At 68.6% G+C, this 24,338-nt stretch carries 29 protein-coding genes; 9 read left to right on the forward strand and 20 right to left on the reverse strand.

Going from position 1 to position 24,338, the window contains the following annotated elements:
* Positions 1–338: GcrA family cell cycle regulator (locus ACU5AP_RS14250; RefSeq protein ID WP_446681390.1), on the forward strand; the 338-nt coding region annotated here is incomplete at its 5' end.
* Between the two features lie 330 nt (positions 339–668).
* Here ACU5AP_RS14250 and apaG read toward each other — a convergent pair.
* A complete protein-coding gene (gene apaG / locus ACU5AP_RS14255) occupies positions 669–1,076 on the reverse strand; it encodes a Co2+/Mg2+ efflux protein ApaG (protein ID WP_128719063.1) in 408 nt (135 codons plus the stop codon).
* 93 nt (positions 1,077–1,169) lie between these two features.
* Here apaG and ACU5AP_RS14260 point away from each other — a divergent pair, with 93 nt between their 5' ends.
* Positions 1,170–2,207: a 2'-deoxycytidine 5'-triphosphate deaminase gene (locus tag ACU5AP_RS14260; protein WP_003166349.1), complete on the forward strand. Its 1,038-nt coding sequence runs from the start codon at positions 1,170–1,172 to the stop codon at positions 2,205–2,207.
* Positions 2,208–2,398: 191 nt separating this feature from the next.
* Here the strand turns inward: ACU5AP_RS14260 and ACU5AP_RS14265 are convergent, their stop codons facing one another.
* A complete protein-coding gene (locus ACU5AP_RS14265) occupies positions 2,399–3,667 on the reverse strand; it encodes an MFS transporter (RefSeq protein WP_198478741.1) in 1,269 nt (422 codons plus the stop codon).
* A complete protein-coding gene (locus ACU5AP_RS14270; RefSeq protein ID WP_046652515.1) occupies positions 3,664–4,152 on the reverse strand; it encodes a cupin domain-containing protein in 489 nt (162 codons plus the stop codon). Before ACU5AP_RS14270 ends, ACU5AP_RS14265 begins: the two co-directional genes overlap by 4 nt.
* 49 nt (positions 4,153–4,201) lie before the next feature.
* On the opposite strand from ACU5AP_RS14270, the gene dapE reads away from it, so the two are divergent.
* The 3 genes from dapE (at position 4,202) to ACU5AP_RS14285 (ending at position 6,827) form a co-directional block, all read left to right on the forward strand.
* The gene (dapE, locus tag ACU5AP_RS14275; RefSeq protein ID WP_046652516.1) at positions 4,202–5,395 is read left to right on the forward strand and encodes a succinyl-diaminopimelate desuccinylase; all 1,194 of its coding nucleotides are present in this window, start codon (positions 4,202–4,204) and stop codon (positions 5,393–5,395) included.
* 78 nt (positions 5,396–5,473) lie between these two features.
* Positions 5,474–5,920, forward strand: a complete 447-nt coding sequence (locus ACU5AP_RS14280; RefSeq protein WP_128719064.1) for a carboxymuconolactone decarboxylase family protein — start codon at positions 5,474–5,476, stop codon at positions 5,918–5,920.
* Between the two features lie 4 nt (positions 5,921–5,924).
* The gene (locus ACU5AP_RS14285) at positions 5,925–6,827 is read left to right on the forward strand and encodes a sigma-70 family RNA polymerase sigma factor (RefSeq protein ID WP_278448887.1); all 903 of its coding nucleotides are present in this window, start codon (positions 5,925–5,927) and stop codon (positions 6,825–6,827) included.
* Here the strand turns inward: ACU5AP_RS14285 and ACU5AP_RS14290 are convergent.
* From ACU5AP_RS14290 to ACU5AP_RS14300, 3 genes are read right to left on the reverse strand one after another with little or no spacing between them, the layout of a single operon-like run.
* Complete coding sequence (locus ACU5AP_RS14290; RefSeq protein ID WP_003166356.1) at positions 6,824–7,282, reverse strand: YbaK/EbsC family protein; 459 nt, start codon at positions 7,280–7,282, stop codon at positions 6,824–6,826. The genes ACU5AP_RS14285 and ACU5AP_RS14290 overlap by 4 nt on opposite strands.
* On the reverse strand, positions 7,279–7,494 hold the full coding sequence (locus ACU5AP_RS14295) for a hypothetical protein (protein WP_046652522.1): 216 nt from the start codon (positions 7,492–7,494) through the stop codon (positions 7,279–7,281). The genes ACU5AP_RS14290 and ACU5AP_RS14295 overlap by 4 nt, the downstream gene beginning before the upstream one ends.
* A 1-nt stretch (position 7,495) precedes the next feature.
* Positions 7,496–7,837 (reverse strand): RidA family protein, encoded by a 342-nt coding sequence (locus ACU5AP_RS14300; RefSeq protein ID WP_003166358.1) that lies wholly within the window; start codon positions 7,835–7,837, stop codon positions 7,496–7,498.
* Positions 7,838–7,952: 115 nt separating this feature from the next.
* Between ACU5AP_RS14300 and ACU5AP_RS14305 the strand changes: the two genes are divergently transcribed.
* Positions 7,953–8,387, forward strand: coding sequence for an SRPBCC domain-containing protein (locus ACU5AP_RS14305; RefSeq protein ID WP_003166359.1), 435 nt, complete (start codon positions 7,953–7,955; stop codon positions 8,385–8,387).
* A 14-nt stretch (positions 8,388–8,401) separates the two neighbouring features.
* Here the strand turns inward: ACU5AP_RS14305 and ACU5AP_RS14310 are convergent, their stop codons facing one another.
* The 9 genes from ACU5AP_RS14310 to ACU5AP_RS14350 form a co-directional block, all read right to left on the reverse strand.
* A complete protein-coding gene (locus ACU5AP_RS14310; protein ID WP_003166360.1) occupies positions 8,402–9,394 on the reverse strand; it encodes a type II secretion system F family protein in 993 nt (330 codons plus the stop codon).
* A 16-nt stretch (positions 9,395–9,410) separates the two neighbouring features.
* A complete protein-coding gene (locus tag ACU5AP_RS14315; RefSeq protein ID WP_128719066.1) occupies positions 9,411–10,394 on the reverse strand; it encodes a type II secretion system F family protein in 984 nt (327 codons plus the stop codon).
* 5 nt (positions 10,395–10,399) lie between these two features.
* Positions 10,400–11,986, reverse strand: a complete 1,587-nt coding sequence (locus ACU5AP_RS14320; protein ID WP_128719067.1) for a CpaF family protein — start codon at positions 11,984–11,986, stop codon at positions 10,400–10,402.
* 4 nt (positions 11,987–11,990) lie between these two features.
* Positions 11,991–13,514: an AAA family ATPase gene (locus tag ACU5AP_RS14325; RefSeq protein WP_128719068.1), complete on the reverse strand. Its 1,524-nt coding sequence runs from the start codon at positions 13,512–13,514 to the stop codon at positions 11,991–11,993.
* Positions 13,511–14,191 (reverse strand): CpaD family pilus assembly protein, encoded by a 681-nt coding sequence (locus ACU5AP_RS14330; protein ID WP_446681391.1) that lies wholly within the window; start codon positions 14,189–14,191, stop codon positions 13,511–13,513. The genes ACU5AP_RS14325 and ACU5AP_RS14330 overlap by 4 nt, the downstream gene beginning before the upstream one ends.
* A gap of 5 nt (positions 14,192–14,196) precedes the next feature.
* The gene (locus tag ACU5AP_RS14335; protein WP_223850628.1) at positions 14,197–15,744 is read right to left on the reverse strand and encodes a type II and III secretion system protein family protein; all 1,548 of its coding nucleotides are present in this window, start codon (positions 15,742–15,744) and stop codon (positions 14,197–14,199) included.
* A gap of 17 nt (positions 15,745–15,761) precedes the next feature.
* Entirely contained in the window at positions 15,762–16,694 is a 933-nt protein-coding gene (cpaB, locus tag ACU5AP_RS14340) for a Flp pilus assembly protein CpaB (RefSeq protein ID WP_128719071.1), read from the reverse strand.
* A gap of 121 nt (positions 16,695–16,815) precedes the next feature.
* Positions 16,816–17,328, reverse strand: coding sequence for an A24 family peptidase (locus tag ACU5AP_RS14345; protein ID WP_446681392.1), 513 nt, complete (start codon positions 17,326–17,328; stop codon positions 16,816–16,818).
* Between the two features lie 115 nt (positions 17,329–17,443).
* Positions 17,444–17,626 carry a Flp family type IVb pilin gene (locus tag ACU5AP_RS14350; RefSeq protein WP_088410624.1) on the reverse strand — a complete coding sequence of 61 codons (183 nt, stop codon included), beginning with the start codon at positions 17,624–17,626 and terminating at the stop codon, positions 17,444–17,446.
* A gap of 282 nt (positions 17,627–17,908) precedes the next feature.
* Here ACU5AP_RS14350 and ACU5AP_RS14355 point away from each other — a divergent pair, with 282 nt between their 5' ends.
* From ACU5AP_RS14355 to ACU5AP_RS14365, 3 genes are read left to right on the forward strand one after another with little or no spacing between them, the layout of a single operon-like run.
* The gene (locus ACU5AP_RS14355; protein WP_446681393.1) at positions 17,909–18,298 is read left to right on the forward strand and encodes a pilus assembly protein N-terminal domain-containing protein; all 390 of its coding nucleotides are present in this window, start codon (positions 17,909–17,911) and stop codon (positions 18,296–18,298) included.
* Positions 18,299–18,302: 4 nt separating this feature from the next.
* A complete protein-coding gene (locus ACU5AP_RS14360; RefSeq protein ID WP_446681394.1) occupies positions 18,303–18,830 on the forward strand; it encodes a TadE/TadG family type IV pilus assembly protein in 528 nt (175 codons plus the stop codon).
* On the forward strand, positions 18,827–19,405 hold the full coding sequence (locus ACU5AP_RS14365) for a TadE/TadG family type IV pilus assembly protein (protein WP_138140598.1): 579 nt from the start codon (positions 18,827–18,829) through the stop codon (positions 19,403–19,405). Before ACU5AP_RS14360 ends, ACU5AP_RS14365 begins: the two co-directional genes overlap by 4 nt.
* Here the strand turns inward: ACU5AP_RS14365 and ACU5AP_RS14370 are convergent.
* From ACU5AP_RS14370 to ACU5AP_RS14390, 5 genes are all read right to left on the reverse strand, one after another.
* On the reverse strand, positions 19,402–20,478 hold the full coding sequence (locus ACU5AP_RS14370; RefSeq protein ID WP_446681395.1) for an anthranilate synthase component I family protein: 1,077 nt from the start codon (positions 20,476–20,478) through the stop codon (positions 19,402–19,404). The two genes, ACU5AP_RS14365 and ACU5AP_RS14370, sit on opposite strands and share 4 nt — an antisense overlap.
* A gap of 248 nt (positions 20,479–20,726) precedes the next feature.
* On the reverse strand, positions 20,727–21,503 hold the full coding sequence (locus ACU5AP_RS14375) for a tyrosine-protein phosphatase (protein ID WP_128719075.1): 777 nt from the start codon (positions 21,501–21,503) through the stop codon (positions 20,727–20,729).
* 43 nt (positions 21,504–21,546) lie between these two features.
* On the reverse strand, positions 21,547–21,864 hold the full coding sequence (locus ACU5AP_RS14380; RefSeq protein WP_046652535.1) for a winged helix-turn-helix domain-containing protein: 318 nt from the start codon (positions 21,862–21,864) through the stop codon (positions 21,547–21,549).
* A gap of 1 nt (position 21,865) precedes the next feature.
* Positions 21,866–22,492, reverse strand: a complete 627-nt coding sequence (locus tag ACU5AP_RS14385; protein ID WP_003166374.1) for a hypothetical protein — start codon at positions 22,490–22,492, stop codon at positions 21,866–21,868.
* Positions 22,493–22,652: 160 nt separating this feature from the next.
* Positions 22,653–24,098 (reverse strand): AMP nucleosidase, encoded by a 1,446-nt coding sequence (locus tag ACU5AP_RS14390; protein WP_076223010.1) that lies wholly within the window; start codon positions 24,096–24,098, stop codon positions 22,653–22,655.
* Between the last annotated feature and the right edge of the window lie 240 nt (positions 24,099–24,338).

Raw genomic sequence — 24,338 nt, forward strand, 5'->3', positions numbered from 1 at the left:
CCGCCGCCCCGGCCGCGCCGGCGCAGGCTCCGTCGGCCCCGCGCCGCATCGAGGCCGTGGCTCCGCGCCCCATGGTCGCCGCCGCGCCGCAAGCTTCGGTCCCGGTCCCCGCGCCGGAACTGGCGGGCACCGCCACCGTGCTGACGCTGGGTGCCCACATGTGCAAATGGCCGATCGGCGACCCCTCGACCAGCGACTTCAGCTTCTGCGGCCGTCGCGCGTCGGAAGGCGTCTACTGCGTCGAGCACGCCCGCGTCGCCTACCAGCCCCAGGTCCGCAAGAGCGCCGGCAAGGACGCCTCGTCCGACCTGGCCCGCAGCCTGCGCCGGTACATTTAAGCCTGCTATCGCTCGCCGCGCGGCGGCTCCCTGCTTGAGCAGAGGAGCCGCCGCGTCGTCGAGTTTCGGCCCTATGGCCGACACGAACGCCTCCTAAAGGGGCCGCCGTCCGCCCCGTCGGCTTCCCGACGGGCTCCGGGGCGGGACTGCGGTTCATCCGGGTTGACGCAGTCCCATCCCCTCGCCTCCAGCGAGGGGTTTTTTGTTTGGCCTTACGCCGCCCTACCGCGCCTCGCGCTGCTTGAGGGACTTCGTACTGGCCCTACGCGCTTCGCGCTGCTTGAGGGCCGAACGGCTTCAGCCCCTTCGCTCCCAGCTCGAGACCTGCTCTTAGTTCAGCACCCTGCGAGCGTCTGGCACGTCCAGGCTGAAGGCCGGGATGGCGGCCTCGAACATCCGGCCTTCGGCGTCCTGCATGAAATAGGCGCCGACCATGGAGCCGGACGGCGTCGTCAACGGACAGCCCGAGGCGTAGGCGTAGCTGTCGCCCGGCTCGATCACCGGCTGTTCGCCGACCACGCCGGGGCCGCGCACCTCCTCGACCCGGCCCAGGGCGTCGGTGATGGTCCAGCGCCGGGCCACCAGCTGCACCGGGCCGCCGCTCAGATTGACGATCTCGACCTGATAGGCCCAGACCCAGCGGCTCTCGGCCGGGTCCGACTGGCCCGCCAGATAGGAGGGGCGGACGCGAACGACGACGCCTTCGGTCTCGGCGGTATAGGCAGGAGCGGAGTGCATGCGCTATATGCGTCCCGCCGTACGCGGGGTTCAAGCGTCTGTCGTCGCCGACAAGCTACACAGACGAGAAAATCCGTGTGAGAACAGGACGGCATGACCCGCTTTTCCATTCCCGACCAGCCCGGCATCCTTCCCTTCCAGGGCATTGAGACCCTGATCGCGATCGGCGCCATCGCCTCCGACACCCCGTTCGACGTCGATCAGGTCCAGCCGGCCAGCCTGGACCTGCGCCTGTCCGACCGGGCCTGGCGCGTGCGCGCCTCCTTCCTGCCCGGCCAGCGCCGCGTCGAGGAACGCATCGCCGACGTCGCCATGCACGCCATCGACCTGCCCGACAGCGGCTATGTGATGGAAAAGGGCTGCGTCTACATCGCCCGCCTGCAAGAGCGCCTCAGCCTGCCCAAGGGGCTGAACGCCCGCGCCAATCCGAAGAGCTCGACCGGCCGCGTCGACGTCTTCGTGCGCCTGCTGACCGATCAGGGCGGCAGCTTCGACGATGTGGACGAGGGCTATGACGGCCCTCTCTATCTCGAGATCGCGCCCCAGACCTTCTCCATCCTGGTCAAGCCCGGCACCCGCCTGAACCAGCTGCGTCTCAAGGCGGGCGAGCCGCCCAAGCTGGAGACCCGCAGCGTCGGCGTCGACCTGCGCGCGGGCGACAACGGCGTCGTCGGCTATCGCGGTCGCCGCCATGCGGGCGTGGTCAACATGGATCACATCGACGGCCACGACCCGCGCGACTTCTGGGAGCCGCTGACCCTGCGCCGGGGCGAACTACTGCTGGATCCGGGCGAGTTCTACATCCTGGCCTCGTCGGACGATGTGGAGATCCCGGTCGATCAGGCCGCCGAGATGACCCCGATCGACCCCTCGGTCGGCGAGTTCCGCGTCCACTACGCCGGCTTCTTCGATCCCGGCTTCGGCACGGACGAGGCCCACGGCGCCGGCTCCAAGGGCGTGCTGGAAGTCCGCACCCACGACACCCCTTTCCTGCTGGAGCACGGCCAGATCGTCGCCCGACTGGTCTATGAGCCGCTGACGGAACGGCCCTCGCGCCTCTATGGCGAAGGCGGCAGCCACTACCAGAGCCAGGGTCTCAAGCTGTCGAAACACTTCCGTCCCTGGGGCTGATCTGCCCTTCTCCCCTTGAGGGAGAAGGCAGCATGCGAAGCATGACGGATGAGGGGTGACGTCGCCGCCGTTCGTCATGTCTCGCATGGAAGGCGGCGCCGCAATCGGCTGACCGCAGCGCTCCCCCCCTCATCCGAGCGCCTTCGGCGCCCACCTTCTCCCACAAGGGGAGAAGGATCATTTTGAGCGCATCAGGTCAGCCTGTTCGCCTTCCTCAGGCTGGGGAAGGTCTTGGCCCAGACCCCCGTCGCGGCCAGGGCGCCGATCCCGCCGAACACCGCCGCGCCGATCGGGCCGAGCAGGCGCACCATGACGCCCGAATAGGCCTCGCCCAGTTCGTTCGAGGCGCCGATGAACAGCATGGACACCGACGACACCCGCCCGCGCATGTGATCGGGCGTGGCCAGCTGGATCAGAGTCTGGCGGATGTTGACGCTGATCATGTCCGCCGCCCCGCCCAGGAACAACACCGCCCCTGACAGCCAGACGCTCTTGGACAAGCCGAAAATCAGGGTGCAGACGCCGAACACGGCCACCGCCCCGAACATCCACCGCCCGCCGTGGCGCACGATGGGGAAGCGGCTGAGATACAGGGCCATGATCAGCGCCCCCACCCCGAACGAGGCACGCAGCAGGCCGAAGCCGACAGCCCCGACATGCAGGATGTCGCGCGCGAAGATCGGGGTCAGCAGGGCCACGCCCGCCAACAGGACGACGACCAGATCCAGCGAGATCGCGCCCAGCACGATCTTGGTCTTCCATACATAGGCCAGGCCTTCCCTGACCTGCTGCACCGGGCCCAGCTTAGACGGATCGACCTGCGGCTTGCCCTTGGTGCGGATCAAGATGAAGCAGGCCATCGCCGCCAGGAACAGCGCCATGGCCGAGGCGTAGGCCATCGGCACGGACACGGCGACGATGACCCCGCCCAGGGCCGGACCGGCGATGGCCCCGGTCTGGAAGGCGATGGACTGGGCGGCGATGGCGGGCGGAAGGGCCTTGCGCCCCACCACCATCGGCAGGAAGGCCTGGCTGGCCGGAGCCAGGAAGGCGCGCGCCGCGCCGAAGACGGCGGCCACCGCCAGCAGACCCCACAGCGGCGGCGAACCGTGCAGCGCCATCAGCAGGAAGGCGCCCGCGCACATGCCCTCGACGATGATCGACAGGGTGACGGTGTGCTTGCGGTCGCGCCGGTCGGCCATGGCCCCGGCGGGCAGGGTGAAGGCGAGCAGCGGCAGGAACTGGCACAGCCCCACCAGCCCCAGATAGAGGCTGGCCTCCTCGATCGGACGGTCGCGCCGGGCGATCTCATAGACCTGCCACAACAGGGCCGAGGACTGGATCTGGATGCCCAGAACCGCCGCCACGCGCCCCAGCCACAACAGGCGGAAGTCGGGAATGCTCCAGGGACTGGACGGGCCGTCGTCAGGGCGAGAAGCGGAGGTATTGTCGGTCGTCACGTTCGTCTGGGCGTCTTCGGATAGGGGGTTCCGTCGCGGTGGAAATAGCGATCGGCGCCCAGAGGAGGAGCATGGGGGAGGATCATGTCGATGTCGGGATAGTCGCAGGCGTCGTCGGCCGGGCGGCGCGAGCCGACTTCCAGCAAGACCGCCTCGCGATCGCTGCGGTTCTCGATCTTGTGGCCGTTGGGGACGCCCGCCTTGAAGCCCGCACAGTCGCCGGCGCGCAGGATCGTCTCGCCCTCGTCCTCGACCAGCACCACCTCGCCGTCCAGCACCCAGACGAACTCGTCTTCGGCGGCGTGCCAGTGGCGCTGGCTGGACCAGGCCCCGGCGGGCAGGCGCAGCAGATTGACCCCGAACTGGTCCAGGCCGACCGCATCGCCCAGTCGCTGGCGGCGGCGCGGCTTGCACGGCGCGGCGAATTCGTCCGGGTATCCGGTTCCGTTGAGGGTCGGGGCGGCGTCGATGTCGATCTTCGGCACGGTTTCGGGCCTTCTCGCGAGTGCGGGATATGCCTAAAGCAATAGCCTCATGAACGCCGCATCACATTCCGTCATCGATCCTGTCGAACTGACCCGCGACCTGATCCGCATCCCCTCCGTCACCCCCGCCGACGAAGGGGCCATGGACGTGCTGGAGCGCGCCCTGACCGGCCTGGGCTTCGCCTGCCGCCGCATGGTGTTCGAAGGACCGAGCGGCGTCGGCCACGACGCCCGGATCGAGAACCTCTACGCCCGGCGCGGCACCGCCTCGCCCAACCTCTGCTTCGCCGGCCACACCGACGTGGTGCCGATCGGCGACCTGAAGGCCTGGAGCGCCGGGCCGTTCGAGGGCGAGACCCGCGACGGCGTCCTCTACGGCCGCGGCGCCGTGGACATGAAGGGCGGCATCGCCGCCTGGGTCGCCGCCGTCTCGCGCGTGCTGGCCCGAGACGAGATCGAAGGCTCCCTGTCCTTCCTGATCACCGGCGACGAGGAAGGCCCGGCCCTGCACGGCACCAAGCGGGTGGTCCAGACCCTGGCCGCCGAGGGCGAGGTCATCGACGCCTGCGTGGTCGGCGAGCCCTCCTCGGCCCACCACCTGGGCGACATGATCAAGGTCGGACGGCGCGGCTCGCTGAACACCTGGATCACCGTCTTCGGCAAGCAGGGCCACGTCGCCTATCCCGATCGCGCCGCCAATCCGGCCCCGGTCATCGCCCGCTTGCTGGCCCGTCTCGACGCCCACGTGCTGGATGAAGGCTACCCCGAGTTCCCGCCGTCGAACCTGGAGATCACCACCATCGACGTGGGCAATCCGGCGAGCAACATCATCCCCGCCGAGGCCAAGGCGCGGCTGAACATCCGCTTCAACCCGACCCACACCGGCGACGGCCTGATCGACTGGCTGAACCGCGAGGCGGGCGCGCTTCAGGCCGAGACGGGCTTGCGGATCGAGCTGGAGCACATGTGCTCGGGCGAGGCCTTCCTGACCGAACCCGGCGTCTTCGTCAGCGCCGTGCAGGACGCGGTGGAAGCCGTGCTGGGCCGCCGTCCGGAAGCCTCGACCACCGGCGGCACCTCCGACGCCCGCTTCATTCGTTCACTGTGCCCGGTGCTGGAGCTGGGTCTGGTCGGCCAGACCATGCACCAGGTCGACGAGCGCGTGCCTGAGGCCGAACTGCGCGCCCTGACCGACGCCTATGAGCGCGTCATCACCACGGTGCTGGAGCGTCTGCAGCCCTGATCCGCGTGGTCATGTCACACTCCGCCGCCCTGTCTCGTCATGGAGGCGACGCGCACTCACGCTCGTAGGAGACATGACATGACCCCACGCCTCGCCAGCCCCGCCAAGGCCGCCCCCGACGCCTATCAGGCGATGCTCGACCTGGAGCAGACCATCGCCGCCGGCGGCCTAGAGCACAGTCTGCTGGAACTGGTGAAGATCCGCGTGTCCCAGATCAACGGCTGCGCCTATTGCCTGCACATGCACGCCGCCGACGCCCGCAAGGCGGGCGAGAGCGAGGTGCGCCTGCATCTGCTGGCGGCGTGGCGGGAATCCTCGCTGTTCAGCCCGCGCGAACGCGCCGCCCTGACCTGGGCCGAAAGCCTGACCCGCATCGAACAAACCCAGGCGTCCGATGCGGACTACGCCGTGCTCAAGGCCCAGTTCACTGAAACCGAACAGGTGAACCTGACCTTCGCCATCGGAGCGATCAACGTCTGGAACCGGCTCGCCGTCGGCTTCCGCTCAGCCCATCCGGCAGGCTAGCCGCATGTCGCGGCCTGATCCCGTCACCGAGACCTTCGAGACGCATCGGCCGCGACTGACGCGCCTGGCCTATCGAATGCTCGGCTCCTTGGCCGAGGCCGAGGACGTGGCGCAGGACGCCTGGCTGCGGTGGAGCCGCATCGACCCGGCCGAAATCCGCGAACCCGGCGCCTGGCTGACGCGCACCGCGACCCGCCTGGCGCTGGACCGGCTGAAATCCGCCCGGATGCAGCGCGAGACCTATGTCGGCGCCTGGCTGCCCGAGCCCCTGATCGCCGAGCCTGCGTCAGGCGTCGAGGAATTCGCCGATGACCTGACCCTGTCGCTGATGACGGCGATGGAGCGTCTGTCGCCGCTGGAGCGCGCGGCCTTTCTGCTGCACGACGTCTTCGATGTCGGTTTTGACGAGGTGGCGACGACCCTTGAGCGCGACCCTGTTTCCGTCCGGCAGCTGGCCAGCCGCGCACGTCGCCATATCCAGGCCGCCCGCCCCCGCTACGCCGTCGAACCCGAGGAGGGCGAGCGTCTCGCCCGCGCCTTCTTCGAGGCGGCGAAAACCGGCGACACCGCCGCTCTCGGTGCCCTTCTGGCGGACGAGGCGACGCTGAGATCGGACGGCGGCGGCAAGGTCATCGCCTTCCACAACGCCATCCACGGCGCGCCGAAACTGCTGCGCCTCTATGCCGGGCTACATCGCAAATACGGTCACGAGGGCTCTGAAATGGTCCGGCCGCTGTGGATCGACGGCCTGCCCGGCTATGTCAGCCTGGAACGCGGGCGGATTCTACAAACCACGGCGCTCAACATCGCTCAGGGGCGAATCGTCGAAGTCTTCATCACCCGCAACCCGGACAAGCTGGCGCGCATCGCCGCCCTGTTGGACGCGTCGCCGCTCGCCTCGACCTAGCGGCAGGCGTCGACCCATGCGGCGCCCGTCAGTTCGAGCATCCGGTCGGGGTTGATGCGGACGGCCGCGTGGATGTCTCCCGCCGCCGGGATCACCACGTCCCAGACCTTCAGCGATACATCGCAATAGACCGGCAAGAACGTCGCCAGGCCGAAGGGGCAGACGCCGCCGACCGGATGGCCGGTCACGCCTTCGACCTCGGCGAGGTCCAGCATTTTCACCTTGCCGCCGAAGGCCGCCTTGGCCTTGGCGTTGTCCAGCCGCGCATCGCCCGCCGTGACCAGAAGGACGGTACGGTCGCCCGCCCGCAGCGACAGGGTCTTGGCGATCTGGCCGGGTTCGACGCCGTGGGCCGCGGCGGCTTCGGCCACGGTGGCCGTGCTGACGTCCAGTTCGATGACCGCGATGTCCGGTGCCCGCTCCGCGAAGAAGGCCCGGACGCTGGCCAGGCTCACGCCTCGCCCGCCGCTTCCAGCCGCGCGATGCGGCGGTCCATGTCGGCGACCTGATCCTTCAGCCGCTGCGCCTCGGACGCCATGTCGACCGGAGCGCCGTCGTCATAGGTCAGCTGCGCCCCCTTCTCGATCAGGTCGAGGCGGTAAAGGGCGGTGACGCGGGTCGCCTTGAACCGCTCCAGCTCGCTCTGGTTCGAGATGACGCGCGCCATGTCAGCGCGCCGCCACGACGATGACCTCGACCAGGTAGTCGGGCGTCGCCAGCTTGGCCTCGCAGGTGGCGCGGGCGGGCGGGTTCGCCGGATCGACCCAGGCGTCCCAAACGCCGTTCATCGCCTCGAAATCGGCGATGTCGGCCAGCCAGACCTGGGCCGACAGGATCTTCGACTTGTCGCTGCCGCACTCGGCCAAGATCGCCTCGACCTCGGCCAGGGCGGTGCGCGTCTGGGCGGCGACGTCCTCGCCCGGCTCGCCGACCTGTCCGGCCAGGTAGATGGTCTGGCCGTGGATCACGGCCTGGCTCATGCGGCTGTCGGGCTGGATGCGGGTGATCATGACGGCTCCTTGCGCTGAGGCTCGGACTTAACGCGGCGGGACGAAGGCTCCAAGGACAAACGCCGGGCGCCTCTGCGTCTTCCTAAACGCAAAAAGCCGTGTCACAGGAAGCGCCATGGAAACGATCCGCATCGAGAACCGCATCGGCGTGCGCGCCACGGCCGAACGCCTCTGGGAGGTGCTGACGGACTTCGGCGGCTGGAACCGCTGGAATCCGCATGAGATCGAGGTCGAGGGCGCCCTGGGCTTCGGCGCGCCGATCAGCCTGACCGAGCGCCTGCCCGACCTGGGCGAGCGTCAGGTGCAGGCGCAGCTGGGCGAATGGGAGCCCAACGCCCAGCTGGTCTGGATCGAGCGTCGCGGCTTCCTGTTCCGCACCTTGCGCTATTACGAGATCGAGGAGTTGGAGCGCGGGGCCTGCATCGTGTCGCACGGCACGGTCTTCACGGGCCTGCGCGCCGAGCTGTTCCACGACAAGCATCGCGCCCGCATCCGCCCCGCCTATCAGGCCATCAGCGAGGCCCTGAAGCGGACCGCCGAAGAGGGCTGAGGCGTCTCAGCCCCTCAGCCGCCCTTCATCATGTCCTGGATGTTGATGATGGCCGGACCCAGGATGACGACGAACAGCACCGGCAGGAAGAACAGGATCATCGGCACGGTCAGCTTGGCCGGAAGGGCCGCGGCCTTCTTCTCGGCGGCGGACAGGCGCAGCTCGCGGTTCTCCTTGGCCATGACGCGCAAGGCGGAGCCGAGCGGCGTGCCGTAAGTCTCGGCCTGGGTCATGGCCGTGGCCACGGCCTTGATGCCCGGATGCTGCGTCCGCTTGGCCATCCCCTCATAGGCCATGCGCCGGTCCGGCAGGTAGCTCAGCTCGGCCGACAGCAGCGACAGCTCCTCGGCCAGTTCGATCGACTGGCCGCCGACCTCCTGGCTGACCTTCTGGATCGCCGCCTCGATCGACATGCCGGACTCCACGCAGATCAGCAGCAGATCGAGCGAATCCGGGAAGGCCGCCATGATCGAGGCCCGCCGCTTGTCGATCATGTTCTTCAGATAGATGTTCGGCGCATAGAAGCCGACGCCCGCCGCCATCACCACCATGGCGACCTGAGTCATCATCGGCAGGTCCGGCTTGACCACGACGAACAGGTAGAAGGCCGTCAGCGCCATCAGGATGAAGGGCGTGGCGAAGCGGAAGAAGTAGAAGGTGTTCAGCGGCCCAGGCCCCCGGAAACCCGCCTGGATCATGTTGTCGGCGACCTTGGGGTCTTCCAGCAGCTTCATCAGGTTCAGGCGCGCGACCACGCGACTGCGGAAACTGTCGTCGGTCCGGCGCAGGCTGGAGGCTTCGTTCCCCGCGCCGCCGCGCATGGCCTGACGCGATCGGCGACGCAGTTCCTCGCGGCGTTCGGCCACGGCCTTCATCCGCTTGTCCAGCCGCGCGCCGCCGCCGACGAAGGAGGACAGCAGGGTCAGGACGCTGGCGAAGACCGCCACGCCGACCCCGATGCTCAGCAGGTTCTGCGGGTCGGTGATGAAGCGCATGAAACCGTTCACGATCGTCGCCTCCGCCTCAGAACTTGAAGGAGATCATGCGCTTCATCACGAAGACGCCGATCGCCATCCACAGGCCCGCCCCCATCAACATGACCTGGCCGCGGATGTCGGTGAACATCAGCATCATGTAGCTGGGGTTGGTCAGCATCACGAGGATCATGACCATCGGCGGCAGAGAGGCGATGATGCCCGCCGAGGCGATGGCCTCGGACGACAGCGCCTTGATCTTCTCGACCATCATCCGCCGCGCGCGCAGCACCGTGGTCAGATTGCCCAACGCCTCGGCCAGATTGCCGCCCGACTTCTGCTGAATGGCGATGACGATGGCGAAGAATTTCAGCTCCGGCGTCGGCATGCGCTCATACATCTTGTCCAGGGCCTGAGCGAGCGTCAGCCCCACCCCCATGCCCTCGACCAGGGTGCGGAACTCGCCGGCCAGCGGCTCGGGGCTCTCGCGAGCGATGATCTTGAAACAGTCATGGACCGGCAGGCCGGTCTTGATGCCGCGCACCAGGATGTCGATCGCATCGGCGAAGGCGAGAGAGAATTTCTTCATCCGCGCCTTGGCCTTCATGCCGATGATCCAGCGCGGAAGACCCAGACCCGCCGCCACGCCGACGCCCAGGACGATGATGATGTTCGCCCCCAGGACGAAGGCCAGCAGCGCCCCGACCAGGCCTGCGGCCACGCTGATGATGACGAAAGTCCGCACCGGCAGGCTCAGTCCCGCCTGCTTCAGCTTGGCGCCCATGGTCATGCGCGCCTTGCGCTGGCGTCGATCGACCTCCTGAAGCTGCAGCAGGATCTGCTTGCGGCGCGCCTCGGGCGTATTGGCCGCAGCCGCGCGCTTGGCGCTGGCCGCCGCCTCGGCCCGCACCCCGCCCATGGTCTTGGCCCGCTTGACCGCCTGGCTCGAGGAATCGTCGCCGCCGACCAGCACCCAGCCGACGCCGCCGATGGTGATGAAGGCCAGGACCGCCGCCAGGATGGGAAGCAGCATCGTCCCTACTCCGCCGCGTCCAAGGCTTCGGCCAGTTCCCGCTCCAGCCCATAATAGCGGGCGCGATCCCAGAAACGCGGGCGCGCGATGCCGGTCGAGCGGTGGCGGCCGGTGATCTTGCCGTTCGCGTCCTCGCCGGTGATGTCGTAGACGAACAGATCCTGGGTGACGATGACGTCGCCCTCCAGTCCCACCACCTCGGTGATGTGGGTGATGCGGCGCGAGCCGTCGCGCAGGCGCGCGGCCTGGACGATGACGTCGATCGAGCCGACGATCATCTCGCGGATCGTCTTGGACGGCAGGCCGTAGCCGCCCATGGTGATCATCGATTCCATCCGGCTGATGGCTTCGCGCGGGGAGTTGGCGTGCAGCGTCCCCATCGAGCCGTCGTGGCCGGTGTTCATAGCCTGCAGCAGGTCGAAGGCCTCGGGTCCGCGGACCTCGCCGACGATGATGCGTTCGGGGCGCATGCGCAGACAGTTCTTCACCAGGTCGCGCATGGTGATCTGGCCCTGGCCCTCCAGGTTCGGCGGCCGGGTCTCCAGACGCACGACGTGCGGTTGCTGCAGCTGCAGTTCGGCGGCGTCCTCGCAGGTGATGACGCGCTCGGTCGGGTCGATGAAGGCCGTCAGGGTATTGAGCAGGGTCGTCTTGCCCGAGCCCGTACCGCCCGAGATGACCAGATTGCATCGCGATGCGCCGATGACGCCCAGGACGCGCGCGCCCTCGGGACTGATGGAGGCGTACTCCACCAGGTTGCGCATCGTCAGCTTGTCCTTCTTGAACTTGCGGATCGTCAGCGTCGGGCCGTCGATGGCCAGGGGCGGGGCGATGACGTTGACGCGGCTGCCGTCGGGCAGGCGGGCGTCGCAGATGGGGCTGGCCTCGTCGACGCGGCGGCCGACCTGGGACACGATCCGCTGACAGATGTTCATCAGCTGGCCGTTGTCGCGGAAGCGGACATTGGTCAGCTGAACCTTGCCGCCGACCTCGATGAAGACCCGACCGGCGCCGTTAACCATAATGTCAGCGATGTCGTCGCGCGCCAGCAGCGGCTCCAGCGGCCCATAGCCCAGCACGTCGTTCAGGATGTCCTGAACCAGGTGCTCCTGCTCGGCCACCGACATGGAGACGTTCTTGATCGCCACCAGTTCGGCGACGATGTCGCGGATTTCCTCGGACGCCGCCTTCTGATCCAGCTGCGCCAGCTGGGCCAGGTCGATGGTGTTCATCAGGGCGTTGAAGATGGTGGTCTTCGTCGCGTGATAATAGTCGCTCTGCTCGCGCACGATCTCGGCGACGGCCTGGGCCTTCTTCAGCTGCTCCAGGCCCGGCGTGGCGCGAGGCCCCGCACTCGGAGAGGCGCTCGACGCAGGCTCGGGCTTGCGGCCGAGCAATCCGTCCAGGGCGTCCAGCCGATCGCTGCGCGGCGCGGCGGCGACGGGCGGCGGCGCCAGAGGATCAAGGTCTTCGACCGAGAAGCCGTCCACCGGCTCGGGCGCGCGACGCGCCGGCGCCTCCGGCGCGGGGGCCGGAGCGGGCCGGGGCGCGGCGGGGGCCAGACCCGGCTGTGCTGTCCGCTTGCCGAACATGGCCTCAGGACTTCTTGCTGAACAGGGAGCCGAGCAGCGAGCCGCCGCCCTTGGCGGCCGGCTTGGCGCGGCCCGGCGCGCGCGTCGTCGCGGCCGGCAGCTCTCGGCGCGAGACGATCTGGGCCAGGATCTCGAAGGCCTCGGCCGCCTTGGTCTTGGCGGCGGCGTCGACGATCATCTGGCCGTTGTTGGCGGCCGCGCCGAACACCTTGGCGTCGAAGGGAATGCTGAGGCTGGGATGGACGCCCAGGGCCGCGCCGAAATCCTTGGCCGGAATCTCGGGCCGCCCCGGTATGCCCACCTGGTTCAGCACCAGGCGCGGCGGGGCGTCGTTGGGGCGCCCCTGCTTGATCAGGTCGATCATGTTCTTGGCGTTGCGCAGCGAGGCCAGGTCCGGCGTCGCCACCACCACCACTTCATCGGCCGCGATCAGCGCCCGGCGCATCCAGCCCGACCACAGGTGCGGCAGGTCCAGCACCACGAAGGGCGCGGTCGCCCGGATGCGGGTGGTGACTTCCTCAAAGGCCTCGGCGCCGATGTCCCAGTCGGTCTCCAGCGTCGCGGGCGCGGCGAACAGGCTCAGCTTGTCGGTGCAGCGGACCATCATCCGGTCCAGCAGGGTGGGGTCCAGGCGATCCGGCTGGTTCAGGGCGTCGGCCACCCCGTTCAGGGGATCCTGGTTGAAGTCCAGCCCCGCCGTACCGAACGGCAGATCATAGTCGACGATGACGGTGTTGACGCCGATCCGCTCGCTCATCGCATAGGCGGTGTTGTGCGCCACGGCCGAGGCCCCCGCCCCGCCGCGCGCGCCGACGAAGGCGATGGTCCGGCCGACGAAGGGTTGAGCCGGGTCGGCGAACAGGCCGCCGATGGCGGCGATCAGTTGCAGCGGCTGCACCGGCGCCACCAGATATTCGCTCACGCCCCGCCGCATCAGCTCGCGGAACAGCAGGATGTCGTTGGTCGCGCCGATGATGACGACCTTGGTGCCCGCGTCGCAGACCTGGGCCAGTTGGTCGATCTCGGCCAGCAGATCTTGCGGCGCCTTCAGGCTCTCGACGATGATCAGGGGCGGCGTCGGCTCGGCCTGATAGGCCTCGATCGCCGCCTGGACGCCGCCGAGGCGGATCTGGGTCGTGGCGCGCGCCATGCGGCGGTCCTGGCCCGCGCGCTCGGCGGCGGCGGCCGTGTCCTGGCGCTCGGCGAAAATGTGCACTCCGATGCGCGGGATCGACACCTCGACCGAGGCCGCCCCGCCCATCGTCAGCGCCGTCGACGTCTCGACCGCGGGCATGGCGGCCACCACGGGCGGCGCGACGGCGGCGGAAGGCGTCGACCTATTCATCGCCGCCTCGGTTTCGGTCCGCATCCGCCCGACCGGATCGAAGGCGTCCGCCGCCTGTCCCATAGCCGAAGGCGCGGGCGTCCCGGCGTCGGTCGGATGCAGATCCATGAACTCGTCGTCGAGATCGAAGCCGTCCAGGGCGTCGAAATCCTGAGAAGGAAAGGGCTTGGGCGCCGTCGTCATTGCACAGCCTGTGAAATCTTGGTCTGCGACAACAGGGTCTCGCGCTGGGCGGAGGTCTGTTCGCCCTTACGATAGGCGTCGAACACCACCGAGCGACGACCGGAATCGGCCGGGATCATGGCGCGCGGGGCGACGATGTCGCGCGGATCGGCGATCTGGGCGGCCAGGTTGGCGGTGACGGCGCAGCCGAAGTTGGAAGCCGATTGATTGTCGCCGGTGCGGCCCAGATTGCCCCACTGGGTTCCGCACTGAGGCACCACCGCGCGCACCGTTTCGAAGCCGACCAGCACCGGCGCCCTGGGGTCCGGCGCGGCGTAGCCGACCAGCTGGATGCGCTCGCCCGGCACGCCCGCCGCCTCGAACGCCGCCTTGACGTTCCAGGCCGCCTGAGCCGCCACGGGATCGCCGCCCGCCGGGGCCTCGATCACCAGGACTGGCGCGCCTTCCATGGCGAAGCGCCCGCCCAGGGCGTCCAGCGCCGCACGCTGATTGGCCGACAGGCCCGTCTCGTGCACGGCCAGGGCGATGCGGTCCAGGCCTGGCTCGACCTGCAGGCTGAAGCGCGTGGTGGGGGTCAGCGGCGGCTCCCCGCCCAGGCCGGCCGGGCCGCCGACGCAGGCCGACAACGCCAGGCTCAGGCTCAGAACGGCGGCGGAGATGGAGACGGTGCGGATCATGGCGCTCACTCGATCACATAGCCGACAGGGCCGCGCCATCCGGCGCCCGGCTGGGCCGCCGGAGCGGGCGAGCCGTAGACCTGGTTCAACTGGCCGAAGAAGATGGTCTGGGCGTCCTGGGCGATGCGCAGGCCGTCAGCGGGCGTCTGCATCCGATCCGGCGAGGTCGGGTTGACGATGTAGGGTTCGACGATGACCACCAGTTCGGTCTCGCCCATCACATAGTCGCGCGAGCGGAACAGCTGGCCCAGCACCGGCAGATTGGTCATGCCCGGCAGGGCGTCGATCGCCTGACGCGTCGATTCCTGCAGCAAGCCGGCGATCATCATCGACCCGCCCGAGGGCAGTTCAATGGTGTTCTCGCTGCGCCGCACCGTCAGGCCCGGCAGGGTGATCGAGGACGGCGTGCCCGCGCCGATGGTCAGGCCGCCGTTGGGCGTCAGCTCCGACACCTCGACCTTGACCTGCAGGCTGATGCGCCCTTCCGACAGGACCACCGGTCGGAACGACAGGCCCACGCCGTAGGGCTTGTACTCGACTGTAATCTGGCCTTCGCGGTCGCGCCCGGCGGGCACGGGGAACTCGCCCCCGGCCAGGAAGCTGGCCGCCTCGCCATTGACCGACGTCAGATTGGGCTCGGCCAGCGTCCGCACCAGACCGACGCGCTCGAAGGCCTTGAGCATGGCCTCGCCCTTGTTCAGCCCATCCGAGCCGGGGCCGGTGCCGGGCTTGGCGGTGTCCCAGTTGGAGGGGTCGCCGGGGCTGCCGTCAACCGTGACCGGACACATGGCGCCCTCGGGCCAGCCGGGGCCGACACAGGGCACCTGCATCTGGAAATTCTTGGTGGTGTCGCGCGCGATCCCGCCGGCCAGACCGCCCAGGAAGGAGCCGTTCACGCCCCAGGTGGCGCTGTTGCCCAACAGCCATTGAGTGTCGCCGACACGGCCGATCACCGCCTGGGTGTCGAATCCGAGCTGCTTGATGGCGTTGCGCTGCACCTCGACCACGCGCACCTTCAGCGTCACCTGATCCGATCCGGCGACGGCGATCATGTTCATGACCTTTTCTGGCGCGCTGACAAAGGCGCGGGCCACCTGGGCGGCGCGTTCGGCCTCCAGCGGGCTGGCCGCCACGCCGGTCAGGATGATGCTGTCGTTGACCGCCTCGGCGCGCACGTTCGAGCCCGGAGCCACACGCGCCAGGGTGTCCTGAAGCGCGCTGACGCCCGCGTCCACGCGCACCCGCAACGCCAGAATGGTGCGCCCGCTCGCATCCAGGAAGACGGCGTCCGTTTCGCCGCCCGCCAGGCCGATCATGGTGATCCGGCGCGGCGAATGCAGCATGGCTTCGGCCACGGTCGGGTTGGAGATGATGACGTCGCGCGCATCGGCCGGCAGGTCGACGGCGAAGGAGGTTCCGCGCGGCAGATTGACCATCTGCGGGGCCGAGCCTGCGGTGATGGCGGCGCGCGTCTGGGCGCGAGCGCCGTCCGACGCCGCAGAGCCGCCCAGCGCGATCAGGGCTGCGCAGGCGGCGAAAGCGAAACGATTCATGCCCGATAGTCCCGTCTTCATGGCACCGCCACCGTCTCGGCCTGGCCTTCGCGATAGACGCGCACGACCGAGCCTCCGCCGCCCGCCGCGCGGCCGCGCACCGCCCCCGGCACATGGCCCGACGGTCCGGCCGTATCGGCATAGGAGCGCAGCACCAGCGACAGTTCGCCCTCGGACTTGGCCAGGGCCAGAACCTCGGCGTCGCGGCCCGTCAGCTCCAGCGTCGCGGTGGCGCCGACGACCGCCTGTTCGTCCTCAGCGGCGCGGGTGCTCTGGTCGATGGCCAGAACCTTGACGTTGCGCATCACCGTGGCGGCTGAATATTTGGTCCCGCCGTCGTCGCCCGAGCCCTTGACCTCGCGAGTCAGCAGGACGTCCACACGGTCGCCAGGCAGGATGAAGCCGCCCGCCGCCGTCTCGACCGTCACGCGGATCGCCATGGCCCGCATGCCCGGCTCCAGATAGGCGGCCATGTAGCCGCTGTCCCCGGCGCGCACGATCTTGCGCGCCACCAGAGGCTCTCCGGCCAGAATGGGTTCGCGCACCACGGCGCCGATGTAGTCGGACTTGGCCCCCGGCGTGTTCAGTTCGGCGACGGCCTTCATGGCCTTGTCCACCGTTGTGCCCTTGGCGTCGCCAGAGCCTTCGACGGCCGCGTTCTCGGCGGCGGCGCCCTCGGCCTTGGACGGCGGCGGCGGACCGTCGGTGATGAAAAGGGGATTGAGTTCGTCGGCCGGCCAGTCTTTCCAGCTCAGATCCGCATCGACCAGACGACGGCCCGGCTCCAGGTCGCGCGCCGCGACCAGCACCTTGGCCATGGGCCGCGTCTCGACGGCGGCGGTGGCGGTCGCCGTCGGCTGCCCCGATGAGCCCATGGCGCGCACGACCAGCGCCAGACCGATGGCCGCGAGGGCTGCAATACAGATGACGGCGATCTTGGCGGGTTTCATCCAGTGTCTCCGGCAGACGCGATCGCGCGAACCCGGATGATCCGCCCCCTGCCTGTCAGGGATAATGGCTCGTCATGGTTAACGCGCCCCTAAGCTGGGCCGCCCTTGACGAACAACGTCATCAGCCGGCGATGTAAGCCGTAATCAGCGGGCTGGACGGATAGGCCAACAGGGCGCCTATGGCGATAGCGACCCCATAGGGAATGTCGCCCTTGGGCTGCATCAAGCGCATGACCCAGCCTGGGCCGGTCTGGGCGAAAAAGGGCAGATGGCTGCGCGCCGTCATCAGCAGCAGACAGAAGCCGCCGCCGACCAACGCTGTATAAAGAACAAACGGCACACCGCCCGAGACGCCCATCCACAGCATGGAGGCGGCCAACAGCTTGGCGTCGCCGCCGCCGATCCAGTTCGCCGCGAACATGCCCATGCCGACGACGAGCATAGCGATCGCCAGACCGACCGAAGCGCCCACCACGCCGAGCGGCAACCCCAGGACGAACGCCGCTGGGAAAAAGGCGACGATCAACACCGCCGAGATCCAGTTCGGGATCTTCATGGTGGTCAGATCATGGAGGGCCGCAATGACCGCCAGAACGGGCAAGATCACCACAACAGCAGAGAATATGACGCTCATGCCCAAACGATACACCCGAGAACTTAAGACGTAGTTTCTTGATCGGCAGCAAACTTCAGCCAAAAAGAACGGCCGGAGCGATCCACTCCGGCCGTCTTCATCGTTCTTAAGCGTATCAGCCTTCCGTCGGCGGGCTCGCCATGTCGTCCTTGACCGTCTTGAAAGTGGTCTTGAGCTGAGTGCCCAGGGCGGCGACGGCGCCGATGATGACAACCGCGATCAGAGCAGCGATCAGGCCGTATTCGATGGCCGTGGCGCCGGATTCGTCTTTGGCGAAGCGCGTGATGAAGTTACGCATATTGTGTCTTCCTTCTTTCAATAACGAGCAGATGACCCACTATCAGGGTCGTCGGTTTTGCCCGCTTGACCCCCGTTTGCATGGAGACGATGCGCCACCGCCCCTTAAGAGCGAGTAAAATCTCGAAGCTGCTGTGAAATATTGATGGTTACTTTATCGTTTACTAGATTTCACGACTGAGCTCGGCCCAAACGGAGAATTTCAGGGTTTCTTGACCTTTGCCCGTCAGGTTCGCGTACGGCGCTCGCGCGCGCCCGTTCTGATCCTCACGGAGGCCTCGCCATGCGCCCAGCTTCTCTTCTCGCCGGCCTGGCCGCGACGCTCGCGCTCGCCATGCCCGCCCTCGCGCAAGAGCGCCCGCTCGACGTCAAGCTGGACCAGGCGACGCAAGTGCGGCTTCGCGCTCCGGCTGGGTCGGTGATCGTGGCCAATCCGCGCATCGCCGACGTCGCCGTCACCGACGCCCGCACCCTGTTCATCACCGGCAAGAGCTACGGCCTGACCGAGATCATCGCCGTCGACGCCCTGGGCCGCCCCCTGTTCCAACGCCAGGTGGCCGTCAGCCCCGGCGAAACCGGCTCGGTGCGCGTCTGGCGCGGCGGCGAAGCGGTGGAAGTCGCCTGCGGAGCCCGCTGCGCGCCCGTCGCCGCCCGCCCGTCCACGGCCCCCTGATCCCATGCGCCGAGGGCTGGGCCTGATGCATCGTCGGCGTCGTCGCGAGGGCTCCACCGCCGTGGAGTTCGCCCTCGTGGCCTTCCCTTTCTTCATCCTGCTGTTCGGCATATTGGAGATCGGCCTGATGCTGCTGGTCGACGCCCTGGTCGAAACGGCCGTCTCCGACGCCGGGCGCCAGATCCGCACCGGTCTTGCTCAGGAACAGCAATTGGAGATTGGGGACATCAAAGAGCGCCTGTGCGCCAAGATGAGCGTCTTCGCCGCCGACTGCCCCAGCCGCGCCTTCATCGACATCCGCGTGGTCGACGGCTTCTCGACCCCGCCGGACGCCGACCCTTTGAAAACGGGCGTCTTCGACCCCAGCGTCCTGACCTATATGCCGGGCGATCCCGGCGACCGGGTGCTGGTGCGCGTCTGGTATGAACAGCCCATCGCCACACCCTTCATCGCCCAGGCAGTGTCGCGCACCACCGATCATCGCGTGATGCTGACCACCACCCTGGCCTTCCGCAATGAGCCCTACAAATGAGGCGCGCTGCGAACATCCGGCCGCTGCGCCGCCTGTTGCGGGACCGGCGCGGGGTCTCGGCGGTCGAGTTCGCCCTGATCGCGCCCGTGATGATCACCATCTACTTCGGCCTGATCGAATTCTCCCAGGGCTATATGGCTGAGCGCCGCGCCAGCCACGTCGCCTCCATGGTCGCGGATCTGGTGGCCCAGTCCGGCGGCACCAATATCGAGGATCTGAACGGCGTCTTCGCGATCGGCGACATGATCATGCGGCCCTTCTCCGCCGAGACCCTGTCGATCCGCGTCTCAAGCGTCACCGTGGATGCGCGCGGCGTCGCCACGGTCGAATGGAGCCGCGCCAAGAGCGCCAAGGACGCCAAGGGCGCCGACATCCTACCGGCCCGCGGCCGGGGATCCCCCGTCGCCGACCTCCCGCCGGACCTGATCACCGACGGCCAGACCGTGATTCTGGGCGAGACGAACTACGGCTATGCGTCCGCCTTCGGCCAGATGATTCCGGGCGGCATCGCCTTTCAGCGGAACTACTATCTGCGGCCGCGGACGACGGATCGGATCGCCTGCACCGACTGCTAGTCTACGCCGACCAGGGCCTCCTTCAAGGCGCGGAACTTGGCCTCGGTCTCCAGCCGTTCAGCGCGCGGATCGCTGTCAGCGACGATCCCCGCCCCGGCCAAGGCGCGCCAGCGCCAGCCGTCCGCACCACGTTCGAACGCGGCCGTGCGGATCAGGACCGAGGCCGTCAGCCGCGCCTCCTCGCCCAGCCCCCAGCCGAACAGGGAGCCGCACCACGGCCCGCGCGGCGGCTCGTGGCCCGCGATCACCTTCATGGCCTGATGCTTGGGCGCGCCGGTGACGGAGCCGGGCGGGAAGGCGGCCTCCATGACCTCGGCCGGGCCGACGCCCTGCGCCGCCTGGGCGCTCACCGTCGAGACCAGATGATGCACCGTCGGATGGCTCTCCAGCGCGAACAGGCGCTCGGCCTTGACCGAACCGGGCCGCGCCGCCCGCGCCACGTCGTTGCGCATCAGATCGACGATCATCAGGTTCTCGGCCCGGTCCTTGACGCTGTCGACCAGCTCCGCCGCCAGGGCCGCGTCGCGCGCGGGGTCAGGGTCTCGCGCGCGGGTGCCTTTGATCGGACGTGTCTCGATACGGCCGCTCTCGTCGTCAAAGGTCAGGAACAGTTCCGGCGAGTTGGACACCAGCACCCGCTCGCCCAGCCGCCAGAAGGCGCCGTAGGCCGCGCCGCGCCCCGCCGACAGCCGCAAGAAGACCTCGAAAGGATCACGCTCCGGTTTCAGCCGCCCGATCCAGGCGCGCGCGATATTGGCCTGGAACAGCTCGCCGGCGCCGATGCGCGCGACCACGTCGGCCACCGCCGCCTCATAGGCTGCGCCCGAGCCCTCTTCGATCACGCTGTCACAGGGCGGCGCGGGCGTGTCCGTCGAGGCCGCCGTCTCTAGCCAGGCCGCCGCGCGCTGCGCCGCAAGGCGCGCCGCCTCGACGTCCGCCCCGCGCCCGATCGCCCGCACCTGTCGGTCTTGGTGATCGAAGGCCAGCACGGCCGGATAGCGCGCCAGCATCAGGTCCGGCCAGCCGCCCCCCCGCTCGCCGGTTGCAGGTCGCGCCCCGGCGTCATAGCTCATCAGCCCGACGACCCCGCCGTCTGCATAGGCGGGCTCGCGCAGGCGCTGGAACAGCGCCCCATCGTCCGCACGACCGACGAACGTCTGATCCGGCTCGCAGGCTACGAAGGACCAGCGTCCGCCGTGCGCCCGCGCGTCGCCCGCCCCGGCCAACAGGGCCAGGGCGCCCGCGCGACGGTTCACCCTCGCCGCCGCCGCCAGCGGATCGCGCCACGGGCGCGTCTCGACATGGCGAACAGATAAGCCGCTCACGGCGTCAACCGCGCCCGGATGCGGTCGGCCAGCGACGCATCCACGCCCAGAACGCGCTCCAGATAGGCGTCGACCGAGCCGCTGTGCGCGCGCATGGCGCCGAAGGCCTCCTCCAGATAGGCCGCCTCGACCCCCAGAAAGGCGACCACCGCCCCGTGCGACGCCGTGCGGCCGGTAATGGCGGTCAGCTTGCGCGCGACCTCATCGGCCCGACCGTCCAGATCCACAGCCTGATTGGTCGCCAGATAGTCCGCCATCAGATCGTCGTGCGCCACGCCCAGCAGGCTATGGGTCAGGGCCGCCAGCAGGCCGGTCCGGTCCTTGCCCGCCGCGCAGTGGATCAGCACCGGCCCCTCGACCTCGGCCAGCAGGCGGAAGTAGCGGCCGAACAGGTCGACATGAGCCGCTTCGAAGGGCAGGCGGCGATAGGTCTCGGTCATGAAGGCGCGGCCGGACGCTTCGGTCAGGTCGGCGGTCTTCAGAAAGGTCAGGTGCGGCGCCTCGCCGCCGTCGTCATGGTCGCTTTCGATCAGTCTCCCGGCCCAGCCGACCGGACGACGCGAGGGCTGGGCCCGGCGCTCGCTGGGCCGACGCAGATCGACCACGGCCGCCAGCCCCAGCGCCTCCAGCCGCGCCACGTCCGCCGCCGTCGCCCGCGCCTGATGCGCCGCGCGATAGAGCCGCCCGCGCGCCAGCAGACGGTCATCCACGGCGTACCCGCCATAGTCGCGGAAGTTGTCGATGGCCTCGAACGGCGAAAGGCGGTCGCTCATGACCGCCTTTCTTAGACTGTTCGACGGGAGGCGCCAGTCTGGGCTAGCGCCCCGCCACCAGGGCCGACATGGCGTCCAGATAGGCAAGGAAGGCGTCACGCCCCGCCTCCGTCATGCTGGCCCGCGTCAGGGGCTTGCGGCCCTGGAAACTCTTGGACACGGCGACGAATCCTGCCTCCTCCAGCTTGCGCAAATGCACCGACAGATTGCCGTCCGTCGTCTGCAGCCGCGCCTTCAGCTCGCCGAAGTCGGCGCTCTCCACCCCGGACAGATAGGCCATGATCCCCAGGCGCACCCGGCCGTGGATCACCTCGTCGATGCGGGCGATGTCGAAGTCCGAGGTCTCGTCCTCGACGTTCATCTCAGCCCGCCTTCTTCGTTGCGCCGCGCACCAGGATCAATCCGGGCGCGAGGGCGACGGCGATCAGCAGGACCAGATAGACCGGATAGATGAGCAGGGGATCGCCCAGTCCGGCAAGCACCACGGCGCCGGCGTAGGAGATCAGGCCCACGACGTTGAGCCAGGCCTTGCGGCTGATGGCGGCCACTACCATCCAGGCCGAACCGTAGGCGCCCATGACCACCGTCGGCATCAGGGCCATCACGCCCCAGTCGCCGGTGCGCCAGCCGAAGACCATCAGGGCCGTCCAGGTGACGAAGATGCCGTAGCCGATGGCCGACCAGGCCGCGCCGACAGACCGGTTCATGGCGCTGGCGCCGCCGCAGGCGCTTTCGATGCGGCGGATGAGGACGACCAGAGCGATCACGAATACTGCGGCTGCGCCCAGCCAAAGCGACAGGCTTTCCCAGCCGCCGTTGGGGATACGGCCCAGCACCATCATCCACTGGCCGACCGTGGCGGCCCCGAAGATTACGGCCGCAGCGACCAGCACCGACCCGCCCAGAAGCGGCGCTCGCCGTCCCTCCTGGGCGAGGGCCTTCATATAGGCGATGTCGTCGTGAACGGATTGAACCTGATCGCGGGTCATGGCGTCTCTCCCTGTCTGTTGAAAGCGAGAGTGTGCTAAGAACTTTATTTTGTAAAGTTCTTTCTTGAAATTGCGCCACACGACCCTTCACCCTGCCTAGCGCCCAAGCAAAAAGGGCGCCGGGGTAGCCCCAGCGCCCTCTTCAGGTCAGCGGGTCGTCTTACCGGAACGGCGGCTCGTCGAAGGCGCGCAGTTTGCGCGAGTGCAGACGAGCGCCCTCGGCCCTGAGCAGGTCCACCGCCTGAATGCCGATCTGCAAATGCTCGGAGATCGAACCTTCGTAGAAGCGGTTGGCCTGGCCCGGCAGCTTGATCTCGCCGTGCAGCGGCTTGTCCGAGACGCACAGCAGCGTCCCGTAAGGCACGCGGAAGCGATAGCCCTGCGCGGCGATGGTGGCGCTTTCCATGTCGATGGCGACGGCGCGGCTCTGGTTGAAGCGCAGGGCCGACTTGGAATAGCGCAGCTCCCAGTTGCGGTCGTCGGTGGTGACCACGGTGCCGGTACGCAGCCGCTTCTTCACCTCTTCGCCCGGCGCGCCCGAGACCAGCTTGGTGGCGTCGTAGAGGGCGCGCTGCACCTCGGCGATGTTGGGGATCGGAATGTCGGCGGGCAGGACCGCGTCCAGCACATGATCGTCACGCAAGTAAGCGTGGGCCAGCACATAGTCGCCGATGGTCTGGCTGCCGCGCAGGCCGCCGCAATGGCCGATCATCATCCAGGCGTGCGGCCGCATGACCGCCAGGTGGTCGCAGATGGTCTTGGCGTTCGACGGCCCGACGCCGATGTTGACCAGGGTGATGCCCTGACCGTCCGGCCGCGTCAGGTGATAGGCGGGCATCTGATGCTTGCGCCAGGCGGCGTCCATGATGGCCGCCTCGGGGTTGTCGGTGGCGCTGGTCACCACCACGCCCCCGGCGCAGGACAGGCTTTCATAGGGGCTGTCGGGGTCGGCGATCTCGGCCGTGGCCCAGCGCACGAACTCGTCGACGTAGCGGTTGTAGTTGGTGAACAGGATGAAGCTCTGCACGTCCTCGACCGGGGTGCCGGTGTAGTGACGCAGGCGGGCCAGCGAGAAGTCGGTGCGCAGGCCGTCGAACTGGGCCAGGGGGAAGTCCTCGCCCGGCTCGAACAGGCCGTCCGAGATTTCATCGCCGATGTGGGCCAGATCCGTGGTCGGGAACCAGCGGGCGATGGCCGCCGTCATGGAGCTGTCCAGCACCACGCCGGAACCGTCCAGCACATAGGGGAAGGGGATTTCCTGTTCCGACGGCTCGACCGTGATCCGGGCGCCGTATTCATCGGACAGCAGCGTCAGTTGCTCCAGCAGATAGGCGCGGTACAGGTCGGGGCGGGTGACGGTGGTCGTATAGACGCCGGGGCGCGACAGGCGGCCGAAGGCGCGGGTCTCGAGATCCTGCGGGCGGTCGCCGAACCAGCTGATGGTCAGTCGGGGATAGGCGAACAGGCCGGCGGCCCGAGCTTCGGGATCGGCGCGCTCGCCGGTCTCGAGAAAACGCTTCACTGCGGTGCGCAGGTTGGCGACCGATTGATTGTAGAGGGTTTCGAGGCGGTCCAGCGCCGCCTGGGGGGTCATCTTGTCTGTCATGGCTTCCTCTAGCGGAAAACCGTGACCTTGGCGAGACGGGGGAAACACGCTGACACGACAGTTGACCGCCGAGACCTAGCCCAGCGCCCCGCGCAGGAAGGCGAGTGCGCCCGCCCTATCGCCCGCCGCTCCGCGCCAGACCGGCGCTGCGTCGGGGGCGCCGCCATAGGCGGACGGGTCGGTGAAGGTCGCGTCCGGCCGCTGCGGCGCGCCCAAGGCCGCCGCCGCGCGCACCGCGCC

This window comes from Brevundimonas sp. RM1, from assembly GCF_052907225.1.

What these genes read in the sequence shown, in the direction of transcription:
- apaG (WP_128719063.1), bottom strand. Translation starts at nt 1,076, where the DNA reads ATGCACTCCGCTCCTGCCTATACCGCCGAGACCGAAGGCGTCGTCGTT.
- ACU5AP_RS14260 (WP_003166349.1), top strand. Translation starts at nt 1,170, where the DNA reads ATGACCCGCTTTTCCATTCCCGACCAGCCCGGCATCCTTCCCTTCCAG.
- dapE (WP_046652516.1), top strand. Translation starts at nt 4,202, where the DNA reads ATGAACGCCGCATCACATTCCGTCATCGATCCTGTCGAACTGACCCGC.
- ACU5AP_RS14280 (WP_128719064.1), top strand. Translation starts at nt 5,474, where the DNA reads ATGACCCCACGCCTCGCCAGCCCCGCCAAGGCCGCCCCCGACGCCTAT.
- ACU5AP_RS14285 (WP_278448887.1), top strand. Translation starts at nt 5,925, where the DNA reads ATGTCGCGGCCTGATCCCGTCACCGAGACCTTCGAGACGCATCGGCCG.
- ACU5AP_RS14295 (WP_046652522.1), bottom strand. Translation starts at nt 7,494, where the DNA reads ATGGCGCGCGTCATCTCGAACCAGAGCGAGCTGGAGCGGTTCAAGGCG.
- ACU5AP_RS14300 (WP_003166358.1), bottom strand. Translation starts at nt 7,837, where the DNA reads ATGATCACCCGCATCCAGCCCGACAGCCGCATGAGCCAGGCCGTGATC.
- ACU5AP_RS14305 (WP_003166359.1), top strand. Translation starts at nt 7,953, where the DNA reads ATGGAAACGATCCGCATCGAGAACCGCATCGGCGTGCGCGCCACGGCC.
- ACU5AP_RS14315 (WP_128719066.1), bottom strand. Translation starts at nt 10,394, where the DNA reads ATGCTGCTTCCCATCCTGGCGGCGGTCCTGGCCTTCATCACCATCGGC.
- ACU5AP_RS14320 (WP_128719067.1), bottom strand. Translation starts at nt 11,986, where the DNA reads ATGTTCGGCAAGCGGACAGCACAGCCGGGTCTGGCCCCCGCCGCGCCC.
- ACU5AP_RS14325 (WP_128719068.1), bottom strand. Translation starts at nt 13,514, where the DNA reads ATGACGACGGCGCCCAAGCCCTTTCCTTCTCAGGATTTCGACGCCCTG.
- ACU5AP_RS14330 (WP_446681391.1), bottom strand. Translation starts at nt 14,191, where the DNA reads ATGATCCGCACCGTCTCCATCTCCGCCGCCGTTCTGAGCCTGAGCCTG.
- ACU5AP_RS14335 (WP_223850628.1), bottom strand. Translation starts at nt 15,744, where the DNA reads ATGAATCGTTTCGCTTTCGCCGCCTGCGCAGCCCTGATCGCGCTGGGC.
- cpaB (WP_128719071.1), bottom strand. Translation starts at nt 16,694, where the DNA reads ATGAAACCCGCCAAGATCGCCGTCATCTGTATTGCAGCCCTCGCGGCC.
- ACU5AP_RS14345 (WP_446681392.1), bottom strand. Translation starts at nt 17,328, where the DNA reads ATGAGCGTCATATTCTCTGCTGTTGTGGTGATCTTGCCCGTTCTGGCG.
- ACU5AP_RS14350 (WP_088410624.1), bottom strand. Translation starts at nt 17,626, where the DNA reads ATGCGTAACTTCATCACGCGCTTCGCCAAAGACGAATCCGGCGCCACG.
- ACU5AP_RS14355 (WP_446681393.1), top strand. Translation starts at nt 17,909, where the DNA reads ATGCGCCCAGCTTCTCTTCTCGCCGGCCTGGCCGCGACGCTCGCGCTC.
- ACU5AP_RS14360 (WP_446681394.1), top strand. Translation starts at nt 18,303, where the DNA reads ATGCGCCGAGGGCTGGGCCTGATGCATCGTCGGCGTCGTCGCGAGGGC.
- ACU5AP_RS14365 (WP_138140598.1), top strand. Translation starts at nt 18,827, where the DNA reads ATGAGGCGCGCTGCGAACATCCGGCCGCTGCGCCGCCTGTTGCGGGAC.
- ACU5AP_RS14370 (WP_446681395.1), bottom strand. Translation starts at nt 20,478, where the DNA reads ATGAGCTATGACGCCGGGGCGCGACCTGCAACCGGCGAGCGGGGGGGC.
- ACU5AP_RS14375 (WP_128719075.1), bottom strand. Translation starts at nt 21,503, where the DNA reads ATGAGCGACCGCCTTTCGCCGTTCGAGGCCATCGACAACTTCCGCGAC.
- ACU5AP_RS14380 (WP_046652535.1), bottom strand. Translation starts at nt 21,864, where the DNA reads ATGAACGTCGAGGACGAGACCTCGGACTTCGACATCGCCCGCATCGAC.
- ACU5AP_RS14385 (WP_003166374.1), bottom strand. Translation starts at nt 22,492, where the DNA reads ATGACCCGCGATCAGGTTCAATCCGTTCACGACGACATCGCCTATATG.
- ACU5AP_RS14390 (WP_076223010.1), bottom strand. Translation starts at nt 24,098, where the DNA reads ATGACAGACAAGATGACCCCCCAGGCGGCGCTGGACCGCCTCGAAACC.